Source organism: Rahnella sp. CG8 (genome assembly GCF_023701875.1).
Lineage (GTDB): Bacteria > Pseudomonadota > Gammaproteobacteria > Enterobacterales > Enterobacteriaceae > Rahnella > Rahnella aceris.
Genome location: NZ_JABAED010000038.1, coordinates 1 through 24507, shown reverse-complemented (window position 1 = coordinate 24507; position 24507 = coordinate 1). Strand labels below are relative to the sequence as shown.

Genomic DNA, 24507 nt, shown 5'->3' with positions numbered 1-24507 from the left:
TTTCTTCAGTACGTTGCCTCAGTGAGCAAAAAAGCCCGCTGATTTTACGTACCTGCGGATGAACGCAGGGGGATGATGATTACATCATGCCGCCCATGCCGCCCATTCCACCCATACCGCCAGCGCCGCCCATATCGACTTTATCGTCTTTAGGCAGGTCGGTGATCATGCACTCAGTGGTGATCATCAGGCCAGCTACAGAAGACGCGTACTGCAGAGCAGAACGGGTGACTTTAGTTGGATCAAGGATACCCATTGCGATCATGTCGCCGTATTCTTCGGTGTAAGCGTTGTAGCCGAAGCTGCCTTCGCCCGCTTTCACTTTGTTTGCGATAACAGAGGCTTCTTCGCCAGCGTTCACAACGATCTGACGCAGTGGAGATTCCATTGCGCGCAGAGCAACGCGGATACCCACGTTCTGGTCGTCGTTGTCGCCGGTCAGGTTAGCCAGAGTGTGAGCAACGCGAACCAGCGCCACGCCACCACCAGCAACCACGCCTTCTTCTACCGCAGCACGGGTTGCGTGCAGGGCATCTTCAACGCGAGCTTTCTTCTCTTTCATTTCAACTTCAGTCGCTGCGCCCACTTTCAGAACGGCTACGCCGCCTGCCAGTTTAGCCACACGCTCTTGCAGTTTTTCACGGTCATAATCAGAAGTCGCTTCTTCAATCTGCTGACGGATCTGAGAAACACGGCCCTGGATGGTTGCTTCTTCGCCAACGCCATCGATGATGATGGTGGTGTCTTTGTTGATAACAACACGTTTAGCCTGACCCATATCTTCCAGAGTGGCTTTTTCCAGTTCCAGACCGATCTCTTCAGAGATAACGGTACCGCCAGTCAGGGTTGCGATGTCCTGCAGCATAGCTTTACGACGGTCGCCGAAGCCTGGTGCTTTAACCGCAGCCACTTTCACGATGCCACGCATGGTATTCACAACCAGAGTCGCCAGGGCTTCGCCTTCAACGTCTTCAGCAATGATCAGCAGTGGTTTACCGGCTTTCGCAACGGCTTCCAGTACTGGCAGCATTTCGCGGATGTTAGAAATTTTCTTGTCAGCCAGCAGGATGAACGGGCTTTCCAGTTCGATTGAACCGGTTTCTGGTTTGTTGATGAAGTAAGGAGACAGATAACCACGGTCGAACTGCATACCTTCAACAACGTCCAGCTCATCTTGCAGGCCAGTGCCTTCTTCAACAGTGATGACGCCTTCTTTGCCCACTTTTTCCATCGCTTCAGCGATCAGTTTACCGACAGTTTCATCGGAGTTAGCAGAGATGGTACCAACCTGTGCAATGGCTTTAGAGTCAGAGCAAGGGACAGATAATTTTTTCAGTTCTTCAACCGCAGCAACGACAGCTTTGTCGATACCACGTTTCAGATCCATCGGGTTCATGCCCGCGGCAACAGCTTTCAGGCCTTCAGTGATGATGGCTTGAGCCAGAACGGTTGCGGTAGTGGTACCGTCACCCGCTGCATCGTTCGCTTTGGACGCGACTTCTTTCACCATCTGTGCGCCCATGTTTTCGAACTTGTCTTCCAGTTCGATTTCACGTGCAACGGACACGCCGTCTTTAGTGATGGTTGGTGCGCCGAAAGATTTGTCCAAAACCACGTTACGGCCTTTAGGGCCCAGGGTCACTTTTACTGCATCAGCAAGGATGTTTACGCCACGCAGCATTTTCACACGGGCGTCGTTACCGAATTTTACTTCTTTAGCTGCCATTGTTAATTTCCCTTAAATTCGTTCTGTTCAGAAAAAAGTGGATCGGGGGACAATCAGGCTTCTACGATTGCCAGAATGTCACTCTCAGACATGATCAACACTTCTTCATTGTCGATCTTCTCAGCTTTCACGCCGTAACCGTCGTTGAAAATGACGATGTCGCCAACTTTCACGTCCAGCGCTTTAACTTCACCATTTTCCAGAATGCGACCATGGCCGACAGCCAGGATTTCGCCACGGGTAGATTTACCGGCAGCGGAGCCAGTCAGAACGATGCCGCCAGCGGATTTAGATTCTACTTCTTTACGCTTGACGATAACGCGGTCATGCAATGGACGAATTTTCATTGATAACTCTCCTGTGAGCGGGTCCATATCTATTTTTAGGGTTGAATGCCTGGCAAAGTCCTGCCCGGCCTCGTGGTTTGTTTAATGGGGGCGATACGCAGCCCTTCAAGGGGAAGAACAGAAAAATTTTCTCTTTTTCTTTCGCTGCTCTGTTGACGAAAATCGACCTTCGCAGTGCTTCCCAACAATCTTTTAACAATTGAGGCCACAGAGATTAGCGATCGCGGTGCTCTGTGTCGTCATCTTTTTTAGGTGTAACCAGACGTTCCTGCGTTTCATCCGTCCGCTGGAACTCGCCATCAAAGGTATTCCCCGTTGGCGCGCTGCTCCCCCAGTTACCGCCGGAACGCACAATGTTCAAATGCGGCATCAGTTTTAGCGTCAGTCGTTTCTGGATGGGTGGCAGCAAAAGCAGCAAACCGAGGAAATCAGTAAAGAAGCCCGGTACCAGCAGCAGGAATCCGGCGATCACCAGCGAAACACTTTTAACCATCTCGGCTGCCGGGCTTTCCCCAACCGCCAGTTTTTGCTGCAACTGCATAAACGTCTTCATGCCCTGATTCTTCACCAGAGAGACACCTACGCAAGAGGTGAAAACAACCAGCAATAACGTTGTTGCCACGCCAACCACCGCAGCCACCTTGATAAATAAGGTGATTTCAATGTAAGCCAGCAGGAATAACAGTAATAACGGTAACCAGCGCACCGCATTCTCCTTGTAATTTGGCTCCGGAAGCGCTGTCGCAGCGGCATTCCAAACCCTGAATAAGTGCCTGCTTGAGATCTTCGCTATCAAAGAAATGCAGGCTGACTACACTGAGATGGTGATCACTCATCATGATTTCAACCACCAGACCTGATTTAATTGAGCAGGTAAATGAATTGTGAGAATTCTCACAGATACTAAAAACATGCACGATAATAGGGCAGGATAGTGATCTTAGTACGTGCAATTCGTCTGAAGCAGCATATGATCGCCTCCGTTGCTCAAACAACGGTTGATCGTTTTAAATTTACTACGGCCAGTAACATAATTTTAAACATCGCATAACGCATTCAGTACCGAAGAGAAGGTTCTCATGTCAAACACCATTCGTATCGAGGAAGACCTGCTGGGCACGCGCGAAGTACCGGCAGAAGCTTATTACGGCATTCACACCCTGCGGGCGATTGAAAACTTCTATATCAGCAACACCAAGATCAGTGATGTTCCTGAGTTTGTTCGCGGCATGGTGATGGTGAAAAAGGCGGCAGCTCTTGCTAACAAAGAGCTGCGCACCATTCCACGTCACATTGCGGATATCATTATTCAGGCGTGCGACGAAGTGCTTGATAAAGGCAAATGCATGGACCAGTTCCCTATCGACGTCTATCAGGGCGGTGCGGGAACCTCGGTAAATATGAACACGAATGAAGTGCTGGCGAACATCGGTCTGGAACTGATGGGACACCAGAAAGGCGATTACCAGTTCCTCAATCCAAATGATCATCTGAACAAATGCCAGTCCACCAATGATGCCTACCCTACTGGTTTTCGTATCGCCGTGTACGCGTCCTTGCTGAAACTGGTTGATGCTATTTCCCAGCTGGGCGACGGTTTTGAGCGTAAAGCGAAGGAATTCGAAAACATCATCAAGATGGGCCGTACACAGTTGCAGGACGCCGTTCCGATGACGCTCGGTCAGGAATTCCACGCGTTCAACGTGTTGCTCAAAGAGGAAACCCGCAATCTGTTGCGTACCGGCGAATTACTGCTGGAAGTGAACCTCGGGGCGACAGCAATCGGTACCCGCCTGAATACGCCGGAAGGTTATCAGCAACTGGCGGTAGAAAAACTGGCAGAAGTCAGCAATCTGGCCTGTGTACCCGCTGAAGATCTGATTGAAGCAACGTCCGACTGTGGCGCATACGTGATGGTTCACAGCTCGCTGAAACGTCTGGCCGTGAAGCTTTCTAAAATCTGTAACGACCTGCGTCTGCTCTCTTCCGGCCCTCGCGCTGGCCTGAATGAAATCAACCTGCCGGAATTACAGGCGGGTTCTTCTATCATGCCAGCCAAAGTGAACCCGGTTATCCCGGAAGTCGTGAACCAGGTGTGCTTCAAAGTCATCGGTAACGACGTCTGCGTGACGATGGCGGCAGAAGCGGGCCAGCTTCAACTGAACGTCATGGAACCGGTAATTGGTCAGGCGATGTTTGAGTCAGTGCATATCCTGACTAACGCCTGCTACAATCTGCTCGAAAAATGCATCAACGGCATTACAGCGAACAAAGAAGTATGTGAGTTCTACGTTTTCAACTCTATCGGCATCGTCACCTACCTTAACCCGTTCATCGGCCACCACAATGGCGATATCGTCGGCAAGATTTGTGCTGAAACCGGTAAGAGTGTCAGGGAAGTGGTGCTCGAGCGCGGCCTGCTGACTGAGGCGGAGCTGGACGACATTTTCTCCATCGAAAACCTGAAACATCCGGCTTACAAAGCAAAACGCTATACCGATGAAAATGAACAGTAACAGACTCAAATACTGACCTTTTAAAGGCTCGTTGTTCTGCAGAACAGCGGGCCTTTTTACTTTGTACAACACAACAATTACACAACAATTAATTATCAATTCCTTAAGGAGTGCTGGGAATATGGACGGACAACCATGTTAATTATCGAATTTATTATTGTACTGGCGGCGATTTTCCTCGGCGCGCGCTTAGGCGGCATCGGCATTGGTTTCGCGGGCGGGCTTGGCGTTCTGGTGCTCGCCCTGATAGGCGTTAAACCGGGAACCATCCCTTTTGACGTAATCTCTATCATCATGGCGGTGATCGCCGCGATTTCGACCATGCAGGTAGCAGGCGGGATGGATTATCTGGTGCAACAAACTGAAAAGCTGCTGCGCCGTAATCCCAAACACATCACCCTCCTCGCGCCCATCGTCACCTATTTCCTGACGATTATGGCGGGCACCGGCAACATTTCACTGTCGGCATTACCGGTTATTTCTGAAGTCGCTAAAGAGCAAGGGATTAAACCCTGCCGCCCGCTTTCCACCGCCGTGGTTGCCGCGCAGATAGCCATTACCGCCTCACCGATTTCTGCCGCAGTGGTGTACATGGCATCCACCATGGAAGACCACGGCGTCAGTTATCTTCATCTGCTGATGGTGATGATCCCGTCCACACTGGCCGCAGTGATCCTGATGTCGCTGATTGTCAGCTGGTGCTTTGACGCAAAGCTTTCCAATGACCCGGTTTATCTCAAACGGTATGAAGAAGGTTTGATCCAACTGCGTGGCGATAAAGTGCTGGAAATCAAACGCGGCGCCAAACTCTCGGTGTTGCTGTTCCTGCTCGGCGTACTGACGGTGGTCGCTTATGCGGTTATTAACAGCCCGAGCCTGGGTTGGGTCGCACAACCGGTGATGACCACCAACAGCGCCATCCTGATTATCATGCTCAGTGTCGCCACGTTAATCACCTTGCTGTGCAGCATTGATACCGACGCCATTCTGACCTCCAGCACGTTCAAATCCGGCATGAGCGCCTGTATTTGTATCCTCGGCGTGGCCTGGCTGGGTGACACTTTTGTGCAGGCCAATCTCGGCTGGATCAAAGAAACCGCGGGTGGCCTGATCCAGGCGCATCCGTGGCTGCTGGCAGTGATTTTCTTCTTCAGCTCTGCGCTGTTGTATTCGCAGGCCGCCACGACCAAAGCCCTGCTGCCAATGGCGCTGGCACTGAGCGTATCGCCGCTGACCGCCGTGGGTTCTTTTGCCGCTGTTTCCGGTTTATTCATTCTGCCGACGTATCCGACGCTGGTTGCCGCTGTGCAGATGGATGACACCGGCACTACCCGCATCGGGCGCTTCGTCTTCAACCATCCATTCTTTATTCCCGGCACGATTGGCGTGTTCCTGTCTGTAGTTTTTGGATTTGGTTTCGGCAGTATTATTCTCTGACAGTTTTCCGGGGGCTGCGGCCCCCGTTAAGCACTCGGGGCTTTCTGCTCAGGGATTGCTCAGGGTATACTCACAATTCATTAACGCGCTATGGCATGACGCCGTGCGCATCTTCTGTCGATTCACTCAGTGGCTGTTCATCTGCCGCGACAAAGAGAACTTTACTCCGCATGGATCACCGCATTCTTCGAATTTTCTTCCTGCTGTGCAGCCTGAGTCTTTTGCCGTTTCAGGCGAATGCCTCTTTATTTGGCAAACCCGCCACGCCACAGTTTGTCCCCGTCGCTCAGGCATTCAGTTTTGATTTCCAGCAGCAAGGTCACGACCTCAAACTGAACTGGCAAATCCGTGACGGCTATTATTTATACCGCAGCAAGATTGAGCTGGAACCGAAGAATGCTCAGCTCGCGGCGTTTCTGATGCCCAAAGGCCGTGATCATCATGATGAGTTTTTCGGTGACAGCGAAGTTTATGAGAATGCCCTGCATCTGACGATCCCTCTCCGTCAGGCCAGCGCGGATGCAACCGTTCGGGTGACCTATCAGGGATGTGCCGCCGCAGGATTCTGCTATCCGCCGGAAACTCGTGACGTGCCGCTGAGTGCCGTCACGGAACCGACGCGTGTCAGCACGCCTGCTACGGATACAGCATCCGCACCGGTTATCGTGACGCCTGAAAAGCCATCCACACCACTGCCGTTTTCTCCGCTGTGGGCCTTGCTGATCGGCATCGGTATTGCCTTTACGCCTTGCGTACTGCCGATGTATCCGCTGATTTCCGGCATTATTCTCGGGCGTCAGCGCCCTCACAGCATGAAGCGAATTTTCCTGCTGGCGCTGGTTTACGTTCAGGGCATGGCGCTGACTTACACACTGCTTGGTATGGTGGTCGCTGCGGCAGGCTTGCAGTTCCAGGCGGCGTTGCAAAGTCCGTGGGTACTGATTGTGCTTTCGGTGATGTTCATTGTTCTGGCGCTGTCGATGTTTGGCACGTTCAGCCTGCAACTTCCTTCTGCCGTCCAGACCCGGCTGGCTTTATGGAGTAACGAGCAAAAAGGCGGCTCGCTGCCCGGCGTCTTTATTATGGGCGCACTGGCCGGGTTGATTTGTTCTCCCTGCACCACCGCGCCGCTCAGCGCGATCCTGCTGTATATCGCCCAGAGCGGGAATCTGCTGGCGGGGGCTGGCACGCTGTATCTGTATGCGCTGGGGATGGGCATTCCGCTGATTATTGTGACGATGTTCGGCAACAAATTACTGCCCCGCAGCGGGCCGTGGATGCAATACGTCAAAGAAGGATTTGGCTTTGTCATTCTGGCACTGCCGGTATTTTTACTCGAACGTGTGATTGGCGATATCTGGGGGCTGCGTTTATGGAGCCTGCTCGGCATGGCGTTCTTCGGCTGGGCATTCCTGCTCAGCCTGAAAAGCCAGCGCGGCATGGTGCGGACGCTGCAATTACTTTTCCTGGCCGCGGCGCTGATCGTCAGCCGTCCTTTGCAGGACTGGGCATTTGCGCCAGCCGCTAACACGACAACACAGGTACACGCACTTAATTTCCAGAAAATCCATAATGTCGGTGAACTGAACGCTGCCCTGCAGGGCGCGCAGGGCAAACGCGTTATGCTGGATTTGTACGCTGACTGGTGCGTGGCGTGTAAAGAGTTCGAAAAATATACCTTCTCAGCGCCAGACGTGCAGAATGAACTGACGGATACCTTATTGCTGCAGGCAGATGTCACCCAGAATTCCCCTGAGCAGAAAGCGTTATTAGAACGTCTGAATGTTCTGGGCCTGCCGACAATTTTGTTCTTCGGGCCTGATGGTCATGAGTTGCCACAGTCACGGGTGACGGGTTTTATGGATGCAGCGGAGTTCAGCGCGCATTTGCAGAAAACTCACCCTTAAACGACACTACACTTTGAAGTACGCGAATTGTGAGGAGGCAAACGTGCTACGTGAACAAGTTCTCGATAAAACCCTTAATTTCCTGGAACAACGTGGCCTTGCAACATTGTCACTGGAAACGGTCGCCGAACTGGTCGATGTCCCGCTCAGTGAATTACGCCGTTTCTGGCCGGATGCCGAAGCCCTGCTGTATGACAGTCTGCGTTATCACGGCGAACAGATTGATATCTGGCGTCGTCAGCTGATGCTGGATGAGTCTCTTTCAGCGCCACAGAAATTGCTGGCGCGCTATAAAGTGCTGGATGAGCAGGTGCGGCAGCAGCGCTATCCTGGATGTCTGTTTATCGCAGCTTGCACGTTTTTCCCTGACAGCGAGGCGCCCATTCATCAGCTGGCTCAACAGCAGAAACGGGCCTCCTACGACTACACCTTGTCGCTTTTGCAGGAAATGGGCTCGGATGACCCGGAAATGGTCGCTCAGCAGATGGAACTGATCCTCGAAGGCTGCCTGAGTAAACTGCTCGTTAAACGCCAACTGAACGATGTGGAAGTCGCACGCCGTCTGGCAGAGGATGTGCTGAACATCGCCCGCTGCCGTGAACATGGTGCACTTTCCTGACTTCCCCCCATTGCTGCCCGGCGATTTCATCCTTTTTGAATGAAAAGGCAGCAAACAAACGGCTTTTATGTATTTTAGATAACAAACCCGTTGACGGCTCAGGCCCAATACGGTTTAATGCGCCCCGTTGCCCGGATAGCTCAGTCGGTAGAGCAAGGGATTGAAAATCCCTGTGTCCTTGGTTCGATTCCGAGTCCGGGCACCATATTTAAAGAAACCCGCCTATGGCGGGTTTTTTGCTTTTTAAATCTTACGTATTTACCCTTTCGTGATTCACTTCTCATCCCTTCATTCATTTGCACAAAACTCCCGTTCAATTCTGCTTAAAAGTTAGGCCAACGTCCGTTAACGGTCATATCCCTGCGTTTTAGACTGATTCCTTAGCCTGATCAGTTTCCTCAAGGCCCTATAAAACAGGAATGTCTCATGAAAATAACCAAAATTGAGGTATTGCGCGTTGCGATTCCATTCAGCAGCGACAGGGATAAAACACCAGAGATACAGGCGGATGCCTATAACGCGGCATCTCCCGAACTCACCAGAATGGAAACATTACTGATCAAAATCACGACCGACAGCGGCTTACACGGCTGGGGGGAAGGTTTCGGTCATCTTTGTAATCCGCTCACCGAAACCGCGATGAACGGCTTAGTCGGGCGATTTTTTCTCGGCCAAACCTGCCCGGAAAGTCCTGAGGAAATTGCTGCACTGATGCAGCAGGCCGAGGTGAACTTTCATGCTTTCGGGCGCACCGGTCCCGTGATGTTTGCCCTTTCAGCTGTGGATATTGCGCTATGGGATTTGCTGGCGAAAGCGTGGAAGCAGCCGCTTTGGCAATTGCTGGGGGCGAAACGTCAGAAAATCGGGGTTTACGCCAGCCTGGTCAGTTATGGCAATCATCCGGAACGTGTGGCAGCAAAAGTGCTGAGTACCTGGCAGGCGGGATTCCGCGCCATAAAATTGCATGAAACGGCTTATCCGGCCATTGCCGCCGCCAGAGAAATACTACCTGCCGATGCTGAACTGATGGTTGATGTGAACTGTCCGTGGAACGTGGCAGAAGCCTCGGAACAGGCGCAGGCTTTACGTTCTCTGAATCTGGGATGGCTGGAAGAACCGGTCTGGCCACCGGATGATTTAGCCGGTCTGGCGGAAGTGCGAAAACAAGGAACCCGTATTGCCGCAGGCGAGAATGCAGCAGGCGTTCAGGGCTTTGTGGAGCATTTCGAACACGGCGCGATTGACGTCGCACAGCCCAGCGTCAGTAAAGTCGGCGGGATCACCGCCATGCTGAAAGTGTTTGCGCTGGCGAAGCAATACCACATCCGCGTTGTTCCGCACTGTTTTTATTACGGTGCCGGCCTGATGGCCACCGCCCAACTGGTCGCTACGCTCGACGACAGCGTGAGTCTGGAAGTGCCTTACATTCAGTGGCAGGAAACGCTTTATTCACAACTGAATTTTGAACCGCATATGCTGTTGCCGGATACGCCGGGGCTAGGTTTTGAGCCATCACTTTCCATCATCCAGAAGTACCTCATCAGCTCGAAAACCCTTTCTCTGACCGCGGAGGCCGCACATGCGTAAATCCAATTATCGGGTGGTAATCGCCCTGCTGCTGTTCTTTGCCGGCATGCTCAATTATCTCGACCGCGCGGCGTTATCGGTGATGGCGCCACTGATCAAAGGCGACCTGCATATCAATGATGCCCAGATGGGGATTTTGTTCAGTGCCTTCTTTATTGGCTACTGCCTGTTTTGCTTTATTGGCGGGTGGAGTGCAGACAAGTTTGGCCCGCGAAAAGTCTTCGCCTTCGCTGCTGCGTTCTGGTCCGTATTTTGCGGCGCAACAGCACTGGTCACCGGTTTCGCGCATTTACTGGTCGTGCGCGTCATGTTTGGTATCGGCGAAGGCCCGATGGGCACCACCACCAACAAATCAATTTCCAACTGGTTTCCGCGCAAGGAAGTCGGCCGCGCGGTCGGCTTCACCAATGCGGGGCAGCCACTGGGGGCCGCCATCGCCGCGCCGATTGTCGGGCTGGTCGGGTTGCATTTCGGCTGGCGCATCGCCTTCGTGGTGATTGCTGCACTGGGCTTTGTCTGGCTGGCGGCATGGATGGCCTTTTTCCGCGATAAGCCAGAGCAGCATCCGCGGGTCTCAGAGGAAGAAAAACGTCTGATTGCCAGCGACCGCCCGGCGACACCGGTGACAAACGGCGCCAGAGAAAATGATGCGCACAGCTTGTGGTATTACGTTTTTTCCAAACCGGTGCTGGGGGTGGCTGCAGCCTTTTTCTGCTTCAACTACATTCAGTATTTCTTCCTGTCATGGCTGCCAAGCTATCTCACTGACTTCCAGCATCTCGACATTAAGAGCATGAGCATTATCGGTATTCTGCCCTGGCTGGGCGCCACCGCCGGCTTTATTGGCGGCGGGATTGTCGCCGATATTCTCTACCGTCGTAGCGGTAATTTCCTCTTCTCACGCAAAGCGGTGATTTTCGCCGGTCTGATTATTGCTGCCGGTTGTGTGCTGATGACGGCTTATACCCGCAACACCGCAGGCGCCGTGGCGCTGATTACCGTCGCCAGTATTTTTGCTTATATGACGCCACAGGCGTGCTGGTCATTGTTGCAGGATATCGTTCCGGCGCACCGTATCGGGACCGCAGGCGGTTTCGTGCATTTACTGGCGAATCTGGCCGGGATTTTATCCCCGAGCATTACCGGATTTTTAATCCAGTACGGCGGGGGATATCAGTCAGCCTTCATCCTCTCAAGTGGCCTGGCGGTCGTCGGTGTGATTGCAATGGCTATTCTGGTACGCCAGAACAAAGTGAATGAATTGTTTGGCAAAAAAGCGCCAGCGGAAGAAATCGCCGCCGGTCATTAATCCTCCGGTGTATCCTGTAAGGCCCCTGTTCAACCTGCAATTGAATTGATACATTGCAGGTTGAACATTGAGCAGATTTATAGGATGTAAAATGCCCTCGTCAGAACTTTCGCTGTTTCCCCCTGCATTGAAAACCGGCGATACCATTGGTTTTTTCTCTGCGTCATCACCGGTGACTGCCACCGCCCCTAACCGTTATCTGCGCGGGAAGAAATTCCTTGAAGATAAAGGATTTGTGCTGAAAGCCGGCACAATGACCGGACAATATGATCACTATCGCTCCGGCTCCATTCAGGCACGTGCCGAAGAACTGAATCAGTTGATCCGTGATCCGCAGGTGCGTTGTGTAATGTCGTCGATTGGCGGTAACAACACTAACTCTCTGCTGCCTTATCTGGATTACGATGCGCTGCGTACTGATCCGAAAATCATCATCGGGTATTCCGACACGACCGCATTGCTGGCCGGGATTTATGCGCAAACAGGATTGATCACCTTTTACGGTCCGGCGCTGGTGGCTTCTTTTGGCGAATTTCCGCCGCTGGTTGATGAAACCTACGCGTCTTTCGCTGACATCCTGATGACCCGCCGCTCTGAGCCTTATCGCTACGCTTTACCGCAGCACTGGACGGATGAAAAGCTCAACTGGAATGATGTCACGCCGGTCAGGGCGAAAACGTTGTACGCCAATACCTGCCGTTTTCACGGCAAGGGACGCATCGAGGGGCGCGTCATCGGCGGAAATCTGAATACGTTGTCTGGCATCTGGGGCAGCCCTTATATGCCGGAAATCCGTCAGGGCGATATTTTGTTTATCGAAGACAGCTTGCACAATATCGCGACCATCGAGCGCTCTTTCTCAATGCTGAAACTGAACGGAATTTTCGACCGTGTGAGCGCTATTCTGCTCGGCAAACACGAATTGTTCGATAATGCGGGGACAGGAAGGCAACCGGCGGATGTGCTGCTGGAAGTGCTGAACGGACAAGACATTCCGCTGGTTGATGGCTTCGACTGCTGCCATACCCATCCGATGTTAACGCTTCCTCTGGGTGCCCGTATTGCTGTCGACTTCTCTCAGCAGCACATCGACATTGTCGGCCCGTATCTGCAGCAATAAATCAAAAATCACGTACTACTAAAAATCCGTACGTGATTTATATGCTTTTCCCCCCACGCTTTCCGCCATTACATTTCGAACGACTGCTCTGTAAACATTTACGACAGAAATCTGTTTTTGAAATAGAACGGTTTATACTGACTGACCTGATGCGTGAGATATAAATCAAGAATGCGCGCCGGGTGCGCATTGTTCTCATTGCATGAAGCATGTGTGGAGGCAGGATATTCTTAACAGGGAGGCGTGAAATGCACATGAATTATCTGATTGAAAATCTAATAGTCTTCAACCCTGAAGATAACACACTTTCATTAGCGGGTGATTCAGAAAACAAGATCGCCATTTCTAATCCTGCGCGCAGGATATTATTATTGTTAATAGAACAACAGGGTATCGTTGTTGAGCGTGAAATATTTTTTAAAAAAGTTTGGGATGACTACGGACTGATAGCAAGTAATAATAATCTTAATCACTGCGTCAGCAAATTACGCAAAGTAGTGGTCACTTTGGGTTACCCTGATGAATTTATCGTTACCGTGCCCAAGGTCGGTTTTACTATCCGTAAAGAAATCATTATTGAACCTTACCTCATGCATGAACCTCCTGAGGAGAAAATTCAGGTTCACAACGTGCAGGTCAACAAAACACCGGAAAACCGGCTGACTGAAACAGAGCAAAAGGAAGAGAACATCGCGCCGACGGCAGCATCACTTCAGCTAAAAACGCAACCTGAAAAGAGGATAAAAAATCGCCCCTCTGGCTTTATGATAAGCCTGCTTGTGGCGGCAGTCTTGACTGTGTGGGCATTTTTCATTATGTACAACGATTTACAGGATCCGAAAACAGAGCTGAAAATTGCCAGGCTGGGTGCCTGTGATTTGTATTCAACCGCGCCCGTCATTTCGTCCCGTAAGCGCGAATTTATTCAACTGGCCGGGACATTTCTGCAAAAAAATAATATTACCTGCAAACCAGGAGATATTTTCATATTCCAAAGTGAGCGTTTTACCTCGCCCATCAATACTGGCTCAGTACGTGATTTTATGGCGCAGTGCATTACCGATGATAATTATAAAGCTAACATTTGCATAAGCTATTATACAAATGACAGGACCACGCATGTTCAGTGATAGAAAACGTATTTTTCAGGGAAAGAAGAGCATCCTCCTCCCGTTCATCCCGGCTGTATTTATATTACTCTTTACCCTGTATGGTTTTTTCGTCCAAAAGAACCGGGAAGCATTCCCTGTTAATATACCTTGCCGTGGAAATATGATCATAGAAGCACAATATGATAATCAAACCGCAAAACTGGTGGCCGCACTCTACTTCAGTTTTCTTGACAACCACAAAATTTTAGTTTCACTCAGTGGAACGGGTTATTTGTATGACAAAAATGGGATTGTTATTCAACGGAAAACATTGCTGAGAAACATTTATTATGACTATATTCACGTTAGCACAAACTCCAGTACGTATTCGCTCACCAGCAGTCAGATTAATATCGACAGTGTAGACAATATGGACTGGCAGATTTCGTCTCTCCTGCTGATAAACAGTTTTTTTCTGACCGGCCATACTGACACGCTGGTACTGAAGAAATACGATAACAGCACCCTGTTGATTGAAAGCAACCAGTCTCCGATTGCATTGTGTGTATTCAAAAAAAGTCTTTGAATACAAATACATTTAGTAACTCACTTATTTATAGTAGAGGTACAGATGAAACCCGCAAGCCTGGGCGTAACGCGACAAGGTACAAAAACTGGCCTGAGCCGGCCGCTTCTCAAGACGGGTAATCGCTGGTGGCGTGATGCCCAGCCGTCTGGCCAGTTCTGTCTTACTCAGTCCAGCATCTTCACGCAGGGTTTGCAGCAGGGCATGAATGTGAGTCTCTGCGATGAGCTCCGGTGCCTGGACCTTATAAACCGGTTCCTCGAGCGCCTGCGCCCGCAATTTTGCCGTTCTTAGCATAGCTTTCCTCCTTTCCTTAAGCCGTCGTCAGTAGTAGTTGATCTTGACGATCACGGATGCGTCAAACTGCCCGAGAGAAAGCGTTTTCCCCGGGATCGCACTCAGTTTTGCCGTAAAGTTTTTGGTGACTTCATTCACATTGTTCAGCTCAGCAAAGTCATCATAGCGGTTGAAAGTGATGGCTTTATCCTGGTCGTTATAGAGCATCAGCTTCGCGCCGTTGGACAGGTCAATCGCGGTGTTGTCCAGCAGTGGGCTGGCGGTGGAAAACTCCGCCTGCAGCGAGAAGTTGTCAAGGCACCCTTGTTTTACCGCTTTAATGGCAAACGGCAGTGAAACGCCGGACGATCGGGACAACGTGGTACTTTGAATTGCACCAAAATCGACAATCTGAGACTCAGGATAGACTTTCAGATCAGAGCCACAGGCCAGAAAGCGGATCCCCTGTAATCCTGAAAGGTTGTATTTAAGATTTTTTGCGCCCGGCGTTTTGTTAATCCCGCGGCTGCCGTCAAGCTGGAAAACCGTAAACTGGTCGGCCCCCTGATAATGTCCGCTGGAAGGCGCATTTCCGCTGACTTTGATATACAGACGGAACGTGACATTCACCGTCACATTCTGACCTTTTTTGATCGGCGTACTGTTGGTACTCAGACGCTGTTCGTTCTGCTCCAGATCCTGCCCGTTGTAACTGACGCCCAGCAGCAACCCTTCACCAATCGACTGTGATTTGGGATTAAAGTAGAAATGCACCACATCAATGATCGAACCCAGCACATTGTCGCAATAGGCCGTGACATTGATGTCATTGGATTCCCAGACTTTCGTGCCTGCTGGCACGTTCGCCGGGATCGCCAGTTGCCCGACGGGAATAGCCGGTTTGTCCACAATACCGGTACCTTTTTCGACACAATCGAGCGCCAGTGCACTGCGGGAAAAAAACAACAGCAGCAGGAGAAATACCATCCGACCCGCCTGAAATCTGTCAATACCAGCCATCACCACTCCTTAGCGTTTTGCGTCTTTGCTGATGCGGTGACATTGTTGTGTCTGGCAGTTGTACTCGTTCACCTGCAAACCGCCGTAATCATCCATGTAACCCAGACTGTATTGCTGGCTAACGTACTGCTTGCCGGTGAGATTTTCGCTGGCGAACGGTGCGAGCATCACGCTGTCAAAACCAGGGATATTGCCTTTGTTGTCTTTGCCCAGATAGCCGACAGTGATATAAAACGGTGTCGGATTGGTCAGTTTTAGCCCATCACTGAGACGGGCAACCTGAAGCTGTTCCTGCCAGTGACCTTTCACCAGCTTCCTGAGCTCCACCGGACGGAAAAACAGCTTCACGCGGCTTTGGATCGCCACCTGCATCACGTTCGCCATGTCACTTTTTGGCGGCACTTCACGCACGTTAAAGTAAAACAGCGATTCGCGATCTTTCGGCAGACCGGCGGTTTCGGGTAACTGCAAAATGCGGATCTGGCTTTTCTGGCCAGCATCAATGCGCTGCATCGGCGGCAACGCCACCAGCGGAGAGGTGATTTTTTCGCCCTGCTCGTTCTCCAGCCAGACCTGCGCAAGATACGGTAGATCTTTGCTCTGGTTTTCCAGCATCACGCTGACGGATTTATCACTGGCGTTATAGATGATGCGTGTCCGGTCCAGATTGACGGCGGCGAAAGTCGGATAAGTCATGCCAATCATCAGCAGTAATGCTGCCCCAAAACGCAAAAAATACCTGTTCATCGGATTATTCCTTTCCTGATCTGCTTTGTTGAAAGCGTTTAAATTATTAAGTGCAGGGCAGCAATACCTGCCCTGAATATGTCACGGGCTGAGGTGGCACCTGGATCTGACATTGCTGCCCGTCTCCCCAGCGAACAGTCAGGGATTTCTCGCCGGATACTCCGGCCAGGTACGCCAGACCACTGTCGCCAATCAGGCCCGCTTCAAACCCGGAACTGTTGTCGGTAACGGCGGCGCCCAGCGGCGGGTGGCTGCCATCAGCGAGGCGTATTACCGCCATCAGACGTTCACCTTTAATGGCGCGGATTTTGCGAAAGCCTATTGCGCCTTCCGTCAGGGTTTTGCTGACCACCGAGCTGTAAACTTCCACGTCATCCGGCAAATTATTCACATCAACGCGGATATCGGAGGTCTGGTAGCTGGACACACCATTCACAACAGCAATGCCGTAATCGTTGGTCACTGACGCACCGTCGCTGATCGGAATGCCTTTCACGCCGGTTGATACCATCATGCGTGGCTCGCTGCCGGCGCTGCTCTGATGCAATGCTGCACCTGCCGCTGTCGCAGTAAACGATCCGTACCAGTTGGCATTCACTGAGCGGTAATCGTTATTTTTCACGCTGCCGTTCGCACCGAACTGACCGTACGGCGACATATGCTGATAGTTGGCGCGGAACACACCGTTACCTTTTTGCAGATCCGGGCTGCTCCCGCCCGCGCCCACGCGCCAGCTATTGTTCGGATCCTGGCTGTTGTAATACGACGCCGTTTGCGAGTAACCACTTTGCGAATCCTGCTGTGCGTCGTAGCTGATCTGTTGCCCGGAAGACAACGGCAAACTGAGCGACAGAAACATCTGATTTTCATCGGTATCGCGGTAGTTCAGCTTGCTGGCGGAAAACGTCGCAGAAATGCCGGTAAAGCGGCCGATATCGAAAACCTTGCTGACCGACACGCTGTAATTGTTACTCGCACTCTCATTCCAGTAGACCTTGTGGGTAGCAGAGAGATAGAGCGTGATCGCCGGCCACGGCAGGTACTGATTTGCCGTCACGGTGTAGGTTTGTTTGTCATCGCGGGAATAACCGTCGCCGTTCACCTTGTCGAGGTACTGGCTGAACGACATAAACGTTTTTTCCGAGAAGCGGTATCCGGCAAACGTAATCTGACTGCCGGTCGAGTCAAACCGCTTGGAGTAGTTGGCGCGGTAACTCAGCCCGGTTTGTTTCCCTGCCACCGGTACGGTCGCCGAGGAACGCGTGACATCAAAAGATACGGCACCGAGTTTTTGCAGGTTTTGCCCGACGCCGATGGCCTGCGCCTGATAGTTACCGGTGGTGCTGATCAGACCGCCGTAAAGCGAGAAATCATTCAGCGCACCCCAGGACATTTCGCCGCTGTAAAAACCCGGCTGCAAGACGTGATTGCTGCTGCCGGTGGTCGGTTTGCCCATTGCGGTTTTGAAACGCACCTGGCCTTTGCGGGTCAGGAACGGAATGGTCGCGGTGGTCACCTGATAAGTCGTCACGCTACCGTTTTCTTCTTCGATTTTGACATCCAGCGCGCCCTGTACCGCTTCGGTCAGATCCTGAACCACAAATGGGCCCGGTGACACGTTGGTCTGATAAATCACCCGCCCGTTCTGACTGATACTCACTTTGGCATTGGTTTTGGCGATGCCGGTGACTTGCGGCGCATAACCTCGCAGCGACGGAGGCAACATGCGCTGATCGCTGTTGAGTGAAACACCGAGAAAACGGAATGAATCGAAAATATCTGAGCTTAAATAGGTCTGCCCGCCGGTCAGGCGTGCGCCCACAGAAGGCAGCGCACGATACAGATAGGTTTGCGTCCAGGTGAATTTATCACTGGCGGGCGCGCCGGACGTGCGCGACGAAGAATACTGATAATCGGCACGGGCGCGCCACGGCCCGAGGTTAAAACCGGTGGTGCCGTAACTGCTGAAACTGGTGGTGCTGTCGCCGGACTGCGGCATGTATCGGCTGCCGAGCAGGTTGTAGTCGAGCAATGCACCGTTGACGCCATCATCCCACTGTGAGGGCGGCACCCAGTTTTGATCGTGAAAGGTCAGCCAGGCCTGGGGAATGCTGATATTCAGCGTTTGTTTTTCCTGATCGTAACGTGCGGTGACTTCCTGCTGCTGATCGAGAGATGTGCATTCACCGTGATGCCACAAAGTCAGCTTTTCGCGCGCGTCTTTAGTGAGTTCGAATTTATCCACCAGTACCGGCGGTAAACACAGGCGGCTATTTTTCTTATCCGCAGTGGGAATATAGTGAATCACGCTTTGTTCGCCGAACGTGCGGCCATTGAGCACCACATCCAGCAGGTATTCACCGGGCGCGATATAATCGGCTACCTGAAATCGTGACAGATCGACATTATTGCGATCGGCAGAATCAATGAAGTTAACGTTAAATTCTACTGCGAAGCTTCTGACTGAAATAAAGCATCCTGACAGAATAAAAATAAACCACAGGACATTCTTGATTTCAGCCGATGTTCTATTCATCGCAAACGACATAATAAAATCACTTCTTACTAAAATAGTAATCCACACCAATCCCTGGCGCTGGCACAGCCAAAAAATAAAGGGGAGAAAACTCCCCTAAATAGCAGCGATATTTATTTGTAGTTCAGGGCATAAGTTGCCTGAGAAACGATCGTACCGGTTGAAACAGGCTGAGAATTGGCTTCCACGCGTGCGGCGAATACCAGCTCATTATTCCCTGTGACCAGGTTAATATCTTTAGAGGTGTCACCCACTTTCAGCAGGTCACCGTTGGCGTCAATCAGGCGGATGCCTGCGCCTTTCGCGCTGCCGGTGTTGGCCAGTAGTTCAGCGGCGCTGCTGTCAGGCGTACCCGCAAAAGAAACGGCGACTTTGGACATAGCCGGATATTGAACAGTGCCCGCCGTCTGTGCGGTCAGGTCACAATCTTGCAAATGAATGGTGTAATTCACGTTTTGAGAGTATTTATTGCCGCTTTCGAGCACCTTATTCGCGACCTGCCCCATGTTTACATTAATGTCTTCATCACCTGCGGCAATTGAGCAAGGTGCGTTAATAACCGTCCCGGTGAAATGAATACGGCCTGAACCTTGATCAGCTCCTGTCGGAGGCGTTGTATCATCTGCAAAAGCTGATGCAGAAATAAAGGCAGATAAAGCAATAACCAGTGTCTTTCTTTTGGCGTTAAACATAATAAGTCCTTGAGATTTAACGGTAGCTATTAAGCATTAAGCAGCTATTAAGCGATATTTTTCGCTGTACCGAAGAGAGCACCCCTCTCTTGCCAGATCAATATACTGATATTTTAAATTTAACGTTATAATAATTTGCCAATTGCAAATATTAAGAGTTTTACTCTCAGATTAATCTTTAAACATGCGATTTATGAAAGGAAATTAACTCAGAGGTTAAAATATCTGATATTAAATGTTCCGTAATAGATAAGAAAATTTCCACACCAAACCCTGAGTTAAGCTTTCTTTAACCAAATAATCACATTAAGAATCATATTTTTTAACTTTATCTCTTTCCCACTCTTTCCTGAACTTCCCAGGCTTATGTGGACTGCTCCGCATGACGAATGAATATATCCTGCTGTTTTTTCTCCGCTTGCGTGATCTGTCCCCCAGAAAACAAACAAAGGCATACCGCAAACTACACCCAACCTTTTATTGACATATCATTAACAAATCAAAGGAGAAAAACCATGAGCCATGTTTATAAGCACCCTATTCCTGCCTCCATAGCAGAGCGTACCCTGATCACACCTGAGAAATATCAGCAGTATTATCAAAAGTCTGTCGAAGATCCTGACGCATTTTGGGGTGAACAGGCCAAAGTGCTCGACTGGATTAAGCCTTTCACAAAAGTGAAAAACACTTCATTTGCGCCGGGGAATATCGATATTCGCTGGTTTGAGGATGGCACTCTGAATCTTGCAGCTAACTGTCTGGATCGTCATTTAAGCGACAAAGGCGATCAGACAGCGCTGATTTGGGAAGGTGATGACCCGAAAGCCGAGAATAAACACGTCACCTACAAACAGCTTCATCATGATGTTTGTCAGTTTGCTAACGTCTTAAAGGGCCTGGGCGTTAAGAAAGGGGATGTTGTCGCTATTTACATGCCTATGGTACCGGAAGCGGCTGTCGCGATGCTGGCCTGTGCCCGTATCGGTGCTGTGCATTCCGTTATCTTCGCCGGTTTCTCCCCGGAAGCTGTTGCCGGTCGCATTATCGATTCCAATGCCAGGCTGGTGATTACCGCCGACGAAGGTCTGCGCGCCGGACGTACCATTCCGCTGAAACAAAATGTGGATGATGCGCTGAAAAACCCGTCGGTCACCAGCATCACACATTCCATCATTTTCAAACGCACCGGCAAACAGGGGGAATGGAAAGAGGGTCGTGACATCTGGTGGCATGATGCAATTGAAGGCATTTCTGCAGATTGTCCGCCCGAAGAAATGAAAGCAGAAGATCCGCTTTTCATCCTTTATACCTCCGGCTCCACGGGTAAACCGAAAGGCGTATTGCATACCACGGGCGGTTATCTGGTCTATGCGGCCCTGACCTTCAAATACACCTTTGACTATCATGATGGCGATATCTACTGGTGTACGGCCGATGTCGGCTGGGTAACGGGCCACAGCTATTTGCTCTACGGCCCGCTGGCGTGCGGAGCCATCAGCCTGATGTTTGAAGGTGTACCAAATTATCCGACACCGGCCCGTATGGCGCAGGTTATTGATAAACACAAGGTAAATATCCTCTATACCGCACCTACGGCGATCCGCGCACTGATGGCTGAAGGGGATAAAGCCATTGAGGGCACCAGCCGTGCTTCACTGCGGATCATGGGGTCAGTTGGCGAACCGATTAACCCGGAAGCCTGGGAGTGGTACTACAGGACTATTGGTAACAGCCAGTGCCCGATTGTCGATACCTGGTGGCAAACCGAAACCGGCGGTTTCATGATAACCCCGCTGCCGGGTGCCACTGAGCTGAAAGCGGGTTCGGCAACGCGGCCGTTCTTCGGTGTTCAGCCTGCTCTGGTAGACAACGAAGGCGTTCCTCAGGAAGGAGCATGCGAAGGCAATCTGGTCATCACCGATTCTTGGCCGGGTCAGGCGCGTACACTGTTTGGTGACCATGAACGTTTCGAGCAGACCTATTTCTCCACGTTTAAAAATATGTACTTTAGCGGTGACGGTGCGCGTCGTGACGAAGACGGTTATTACTGGATAACAGGCCGTGTTGATGACGTGCTCAATATTTCCGGCCATCGCCTTGGGACGGCTGAAATTGAATCAGCATTAGTTTCTCACCCTAAAATTGCAGAAGCTGCCGTTGTGGGTATTCCGCATAACATTAAAGGTCAGGCTATTTACGCCTACATCACACTGAATCACGGCGAAGAACCGTCACCGGAACTCTATACCGAAGTACGCAACTGGGTGCGTAAAGAGATAGGGTCCATTGCCACGCCTGACATTCTTCACTGGACTGATTCGTTGCCAAAAACCCGTTCCGGCAAAATTATGCGTCGTATTCTGCGCAAAATTGCAGCCGGAGACACAAGCAATCTGGGAGATACCTCTACGCTGGCGGATCCGGGCGTAGTCGATAAATTGCTGGAAGAAAAACAATCAATGAAAGTGCCGTCTTAATTTTTCACCGCCCTGGCGCGGTGAACTCTATCAATGCCTCACAGGAGTCACTGAGATGAATGATCTCATTTATCAGAGAGTTGTAAGTAATCCGCGCTTCAGGGAACTGGTGCAAAAACGCAGTCGTTTTGCCTGGCTGCTGTCAGGCATCACGCTGGTTCTGTATGTCGCTTTCATTTTACTGATTGCGTTCGATCCACAGTGGCTGGGAACACCTCTCTATGACGGTGCCACCATCACCCGCGGCATTCCCGTGGGCGTGGGGCTGATCGTGATTTCCTTCGTGCTGACAGGAATTTACGTCATTCGCGCGAACGGCGAGTTTGACCGCCTGACGGCAGATATTATCCGCGAGGTGCAGCCATGATCGCACGTCGCGGCTCTCTTCTTTTACTGATGCTATCCCTCGCCTTCCCGTTCAGTTTGCTTGCTGCGGAGGGCATCGCCGGGGAAGTTAAACGTCAGCCTCTTAATATTGAAGCTATCGTAATGTTCGTGCTGTTCGTTGGCGCGACTTTATATATCACCTATTGGGCAGCAAAGCGTACACGGTCCCGCCAGGACTACTATACAGCTGGCGGCCGCATTACTGGCCTGCAAAACGGTATGGCAATTGCTGGCGATTTCATGTCTGCCGCTTCTTTCCTGGGTATCTCCGCACTGGTTTATACCTCCGGTTATGATGGCCTGATCTATTCCATCGGTTTCCTGATCGGCTGGCCAATCATTTTGTTCCTGATTGCCGAACGCCTGCGTAATTTGGGGAAATATACCTTCGCAGATGTCGCGTCATACCGGTTGAAACAAAAACCAATCCGGCTGCTTTCAGCCTGCGGTTCGCTGGTGGTTGTTGCGCTTTATCTGATCGCACAAATGGTCGGTGCCGGTAAGTTAATCCAGCTATTGTTTGGGCTTAACTATCATGTCGCAGTGATCCTGGTTGGGATCCTGATGGTACTCTACGTGTTGTTTGGCGGAATGCTGGCGACGACCTGGGTACAAATCATCAAAGCTATCCTGTTGCTGGCCGGTGCGACATTCATGGCGATTATGGTCATGAGATCTGTCGGCTTCAACTTTAATACCCTCTTTACTCAGGCGGTCGCCGTCCACTCTAAAGGGATTGCAATCATGAGCCCGGGAGGACTGGTTTCAGATCCGATATCCGCTCTGTCTCTGGGGCTTGCACTGATGTTCGGTACCGCCGGTTTACCCCATATTCTGATGCGGTTCTTCACCGTCAATGATGCCAAAGAAGCCAGGAAAAGCGTGTTCTATGCTACTGGCTTTATCGGTTACTTCTACATTTTGACCTTCATTATCGGTTTCGGTGCTATTGTTCTGGTCAGCTCAAACCCGGCGTTTAAAGATGCCAGCGGTATATTACTCGGCGGTAATAATATGGCAGCCGTGCATTTAGCGGATGCGGTCGGTGGAAGTTTCTTCCTCGGATTTATCTCTGCCGTGGCTTTCGCAACCATTTTAGCGGTGGTCGCGGGCTTAACGCTGGCAGGGGCTTCGGCGGTCTCTCATGATCTGTATGCGAGCGTCATCAAGGACGGTAAAGCAACAGAACGTGATGAGTTAAGGGTTTCGAAGATCACCGTTGTTCTGCTTGGTATCGTCGCCATCGCGTTGGGTATTCTGTTTGAAAAACAGAATATTGCATTCATGGTTGGATTAGCGTTCTCCATTGCTGCGAGCTGCAATTTCCCCATTATTCTGCTCTCAATGTACTGGTCTAAACTGACAACGCGCGGGGCAATGATTGGCGGATGGCTCGGATTACTTACAGCAGTCATATTGATGATTCTCGGGCCAACTATCTGGGTCCAGATCTTAGGACATGCTAAGCCCATTTATCCTTACGAATACCCCGCGCTGTTCTCGATGATTGTTGCTTTTGCCGGTACCTGGTTCTTCTCGATTACAGATAACTCACTGGAAGGACAGAAAGAAAGGGAGCGTTTCTACCCTCAGTTTGTGCGGTCACAAACAGGGATCGGGATCTCGCAAAGCTCTAATCACTGATGAGTAGAGCGCAGAAATAGAAAAGGCCATCCTGAGGATGGCCTTTTGTTTGAATATTGCGTGCTTAATCGCTGATCCGTAGAACAAAAAGACAAAAGCCCTGCACATTGTGCAGGGCTTTTGTCTTTTTTTGATGCCTGGCAGTTCCCTACTCTCGCATGGGGAGACCCCACACTACCATCGGCGCTACGGCGTTTCACTTCTGAGTTCGGCATGGGGTCAGGTGGGACCACCGCGCTAGTGCCGCCAGGCAAATTCTGTAATTTACCGAACTCTACGCTTATTACTGGTGCTGATACCCAGAGTCGAACTGGGGACCTCACCCTTACCAAGGGTGCGCTCTACCAACTGAGCCATATCAGCACGCTAATTCTTATAACAATCCGCGTAAAAGCGAACTTTACTAATTTGATGCCTGGCAGTTCCCTACTCTCGCATGGGGAGACCCCACACTACCATCGGCGCTACGGCGTTTCACTTCTG

General features: G+C 51.0%; 20 protein-coding genes, 2 tRNA genes and 1 rRNA gene. 13 read left to right on the top strand and 10 right to left on the bottom strand.

What is annotated here, in order from left to right; translation table 11 throughout:
* Positions 1-79: 79 nt before the first annotated feature.
* The 3 genes from groL to HGO41_RS23280 all read right to left on the bottom strand — a co-directional run bounded on the left by groL (position 80) and on the right by HGO41_RS23280 (position 2779).
* Positions 80-1726, bottom strand: a complete 1647-nt coding sequence (gene groL, locus HGO41_RS23290) for a chaperonin GroEL (RefSeq protein WP_013573739.1) — start codon at positions 1724-1726, stop codon at positions 80-82.
* A gap of 53 nt (positions 1727-1779) precedes the next feature.
* A complete protein-coding gene (locus HGO41_RS23285; RefSeq protein ID WP_009636718.1) occupies positions 1780-2073 on the bottom strand; it encodes a co-chaperone GroES in 294 nt (97 codons plus the stop codon).
* Between the two features lie 214 nt (positions 2074-2287).
* Entirely contained in the window at positions 2288-2779 is a 492-nt protein-coding gene (locus tag HGO41_RS23280; RefSeq protein WP_013573738.1) for an FxsA family protein, read from the bottom strand.
* Positions 2780-3152: 373 nt separating this feature from the next.
* On the opposite strand from HGO41_RS23280, the gene aspA reads away from it, so the two are divergent.
* From aspA to HGO41_RS23230, 10 genes are all read left to right on the top strand, one after another.
* The gene (gene aspA, locus HGO41_RS23275) at positions 3153-4589 is read left to right on the top strand and encodes an aspartate ammonia-lyase (protein WP_013573737.1); all 1437 of its coding nucleotides are present in this window, start codon (positions 3153-3155) and stop codon (positions 4587-4589) included.
* A gap of 135 nt (positions 4590-4724) precedes the next feature.
* Positions 4725-6026, top strand: a complete 1302-nt coding sequence (locus tag HGO41_RS23270; protein ID WP_013573736.1) for an anaerobic C4-dicarboxylate transporter — start codon at positions 4725-4727, stop codon at positions 6024-6026.
* Positions 6027-6196: 170 nt separating this feature from the next.
* Positions 6197-7933: a protein-disulfide reductase DsbD gene (locus tag HGO41_RS23265; RefSeq protein WP_250981505.1), complete on the top strand. Its 1737-nt coding sequence runs from the start codon at positions 6197-6199 to the stop codon at positions 7931-7933.
* A gap of 43 nt (positions 7934-7976) precedes the next feature.
* Positions 7977-8552: a division control transcriptional repressor DicD gene (dicD, locus tag HGO41_RS23260; RefSeq protein ID WP_014411550.1), complete on the top strand. Its 576-nt coding sequence runs from the start codon at positions 7977-7979 to the stop codon at positions 8550-8552.
* Between the two features lie 129 nt (positions 8553-8681).
* Positions 8682-8757, top strand: a tRNA-Phe gene (locus tag HGO41_RS23255).
* A 221-nt stretch (positions 8758-8978) separates the two neighbouring features.
* Positions 8979-10139, top strand: coding sequence for a mandelate racemase/muconate lactonizing enzyme family protein (locus HGO41_RS23250; protein ID WP_250981504.1), 1161 nt, complete (start codon positions 8979-8981; stop codon positions 10137-10139).
* Positions 10132-11448 carry an MFS transporter gene (locus HGO41_RS23245; protein WP_250981503.1) on the top strand — a complete coding sequence of 439 codons (1317 nt, stop codon included), beginning with the start codon at positions 10132-10134 and terminating at the stop codon, positions 11446-11448. The genes HGO41_RS23250 and HGO41_RS23245 overlap by 8 nt, the downstream gene beginning before the upstream one ends.
* A gap of 91 nt (positions 11449-11539) precedes the next feature.
* A complete protein-coding gene (locus HGO41_RS23240) occupies positions 11540-12568 on the top strand; it encodes a S66 family peptidase (protein ID WP_013573731.1) in 1029 nt (342 codons plus the stop codon).
* Positions 12569-12822: 254 nt separating this feature from the next.
* On the top strand, positions 12823-13698 hold the full coding sequence (locus HGO41_RS23235; RefSeq protein WP_225444976.1) for a winged helix-turn-helix domain-containing protein: 876 nt from the start codon (positions 12823-12825) through the stop codon (positions 13696-13698).
* Complete coding sequence (locus HGO41_RS23230) at positions 13688-14245, top strand: FidL-like protein (RefSeq protein WP_013573729.1); 558 nt, start codon at positions 13688-13690, stop codon at positions 14243-14245. The genes HGO41_RS23235 and HGO41_RS23230 overlap by 11 nt, the downstream gene beginning before the upstream one ends.
* Positions 14246-14269: 24 nt before the next feature.
* On the opposite strand, the gene HGO41_RS23225 is transcribed toward HGO41_RS23230, so the two are convergent.
* The 5 genes from HGO41_RS23225 to HGO41_RS23205 all read right to left on the bottom strand — a co-directional run bounded on the left by HGO41_RS23225 (position 14270) and on the right by HGO41_RS23205 (position 19516).
* Positions 14270-14542: a helix-turn-helix domain-containing protein gene (locus tag HGO41_RS23225; protein WP_013573728.1), complete on the bottom strand. Its 273-nt coding sequence runs from the start codon at positions 14540-14542 to the stop codon at positions 14270-14272.
* 27 nt (positions 14543-14569) lie between these two features.
* Positions 14570-15541 carry a fimbrial protein gene (locus tag HGO41_RS23220; RefSeq protein ID WP_013573727.1) on the bottom strand — a complete coding sequence of 324 codons (972 nt, stop codon included), beginning with the start codon at positions 15539-15541 and terminating at the stop codon, positions 14570-14572.
* Positions 15542-15550: 9 nt separating this feature from the next.
* Positions 15551-16288 (bottom strand): fimbrial biogenesis chaperone, encoded by a 738-nt coding sequence (locus HGO41_RS23215; protein ID WP_250981502.1) that lies wholly within the window; start codon positions 16286-16288, stop codon positions 15551-15553.
* A gap of 46 nt (positions 16289-16334) precedes the next feature.
* On the bottom strand, positions 16335-18836 hold the full coding sequence (locus tag HGO41_RS23210; RefSeq protein ID WP_013573725.1) for a fimbria/pilus outer membrane usher protein: 2502 nt from the start codon (positions 18834-18836) through the stop codon (positions 16335-16337).
* Positions 18837-18937: 101 nt separating this feature from the next.
* Positions 18938-19516, bottom strand: a complete 579-nt coding sequence (locus tag HGO41_RS23205) for a fimbrial protein (RefSeq protein WP_013573724.1) — start codon at positions 19514-19516, stop codon at positions 18938-18940.
* A gap of 515 nt (positions 19517-20031) precedes the next feature.
* Between HGO41_RS23205 and acs the strand changes: the two genes are divergently transcribed.
* The 3 genes from acs to actP are packed head-to-tail and all read left to right on the top strand — an operon-like array spanning position 20032 to position 24024.
* Positions 20032-21993, top strand: a complete 1962-nt coding sequence (acs, locus tag HGO41_RS23200; protein WP_013573723.1) for an acetate--CoA ligase — start codon at positions 20032-20034, stop codon at positions 21991-21993.
* 55 nt (positions 21994-22048) lie between these two features.
* The gene (locus HGO41_RS23195) at positions 22049-22360 is read left to right on the top strand and encodes a DUF485 domain-containing protein (protein ID WP_013573722.1); all 312 of its coding nucleotides are present in this window, start codon (positions 22049-22051) and stop codon (positions 22358-22360) included.
* A 29-nt stretch (positions 22361-22389) separates the two neighbouring features.
* The gene (gene actP / locus HGO41_RS23190; protein WP_370447459.1) at positions 22390-24024 is read left to right on the top strand and encodes a cation/acetate symporter ActP; all 1635 of its coding nucleotides are present in this window, start codon (positions 22390-22392) and stop codon (positions 24022-24024) included.
* A 135-nt stretch (positions 24025-24159) separates the two neighbouring features.
* On the opposite strand, the gene rrf is transcribed toward actP, so the two are convergent.
* Positions 24160-24275, bottom strand: a 5S ribosomal RNA gene (gene rrf, locus HGO41_RS23185).
* Between the two features lie 36 nt (positions 24276-24311).
* Positions 24312-24387 (bottom strand) — tRNA-Thr (locus tag HGO41_RS23180).
* Positions 24388-24507 lie beyond the last annotated feature (120 nt).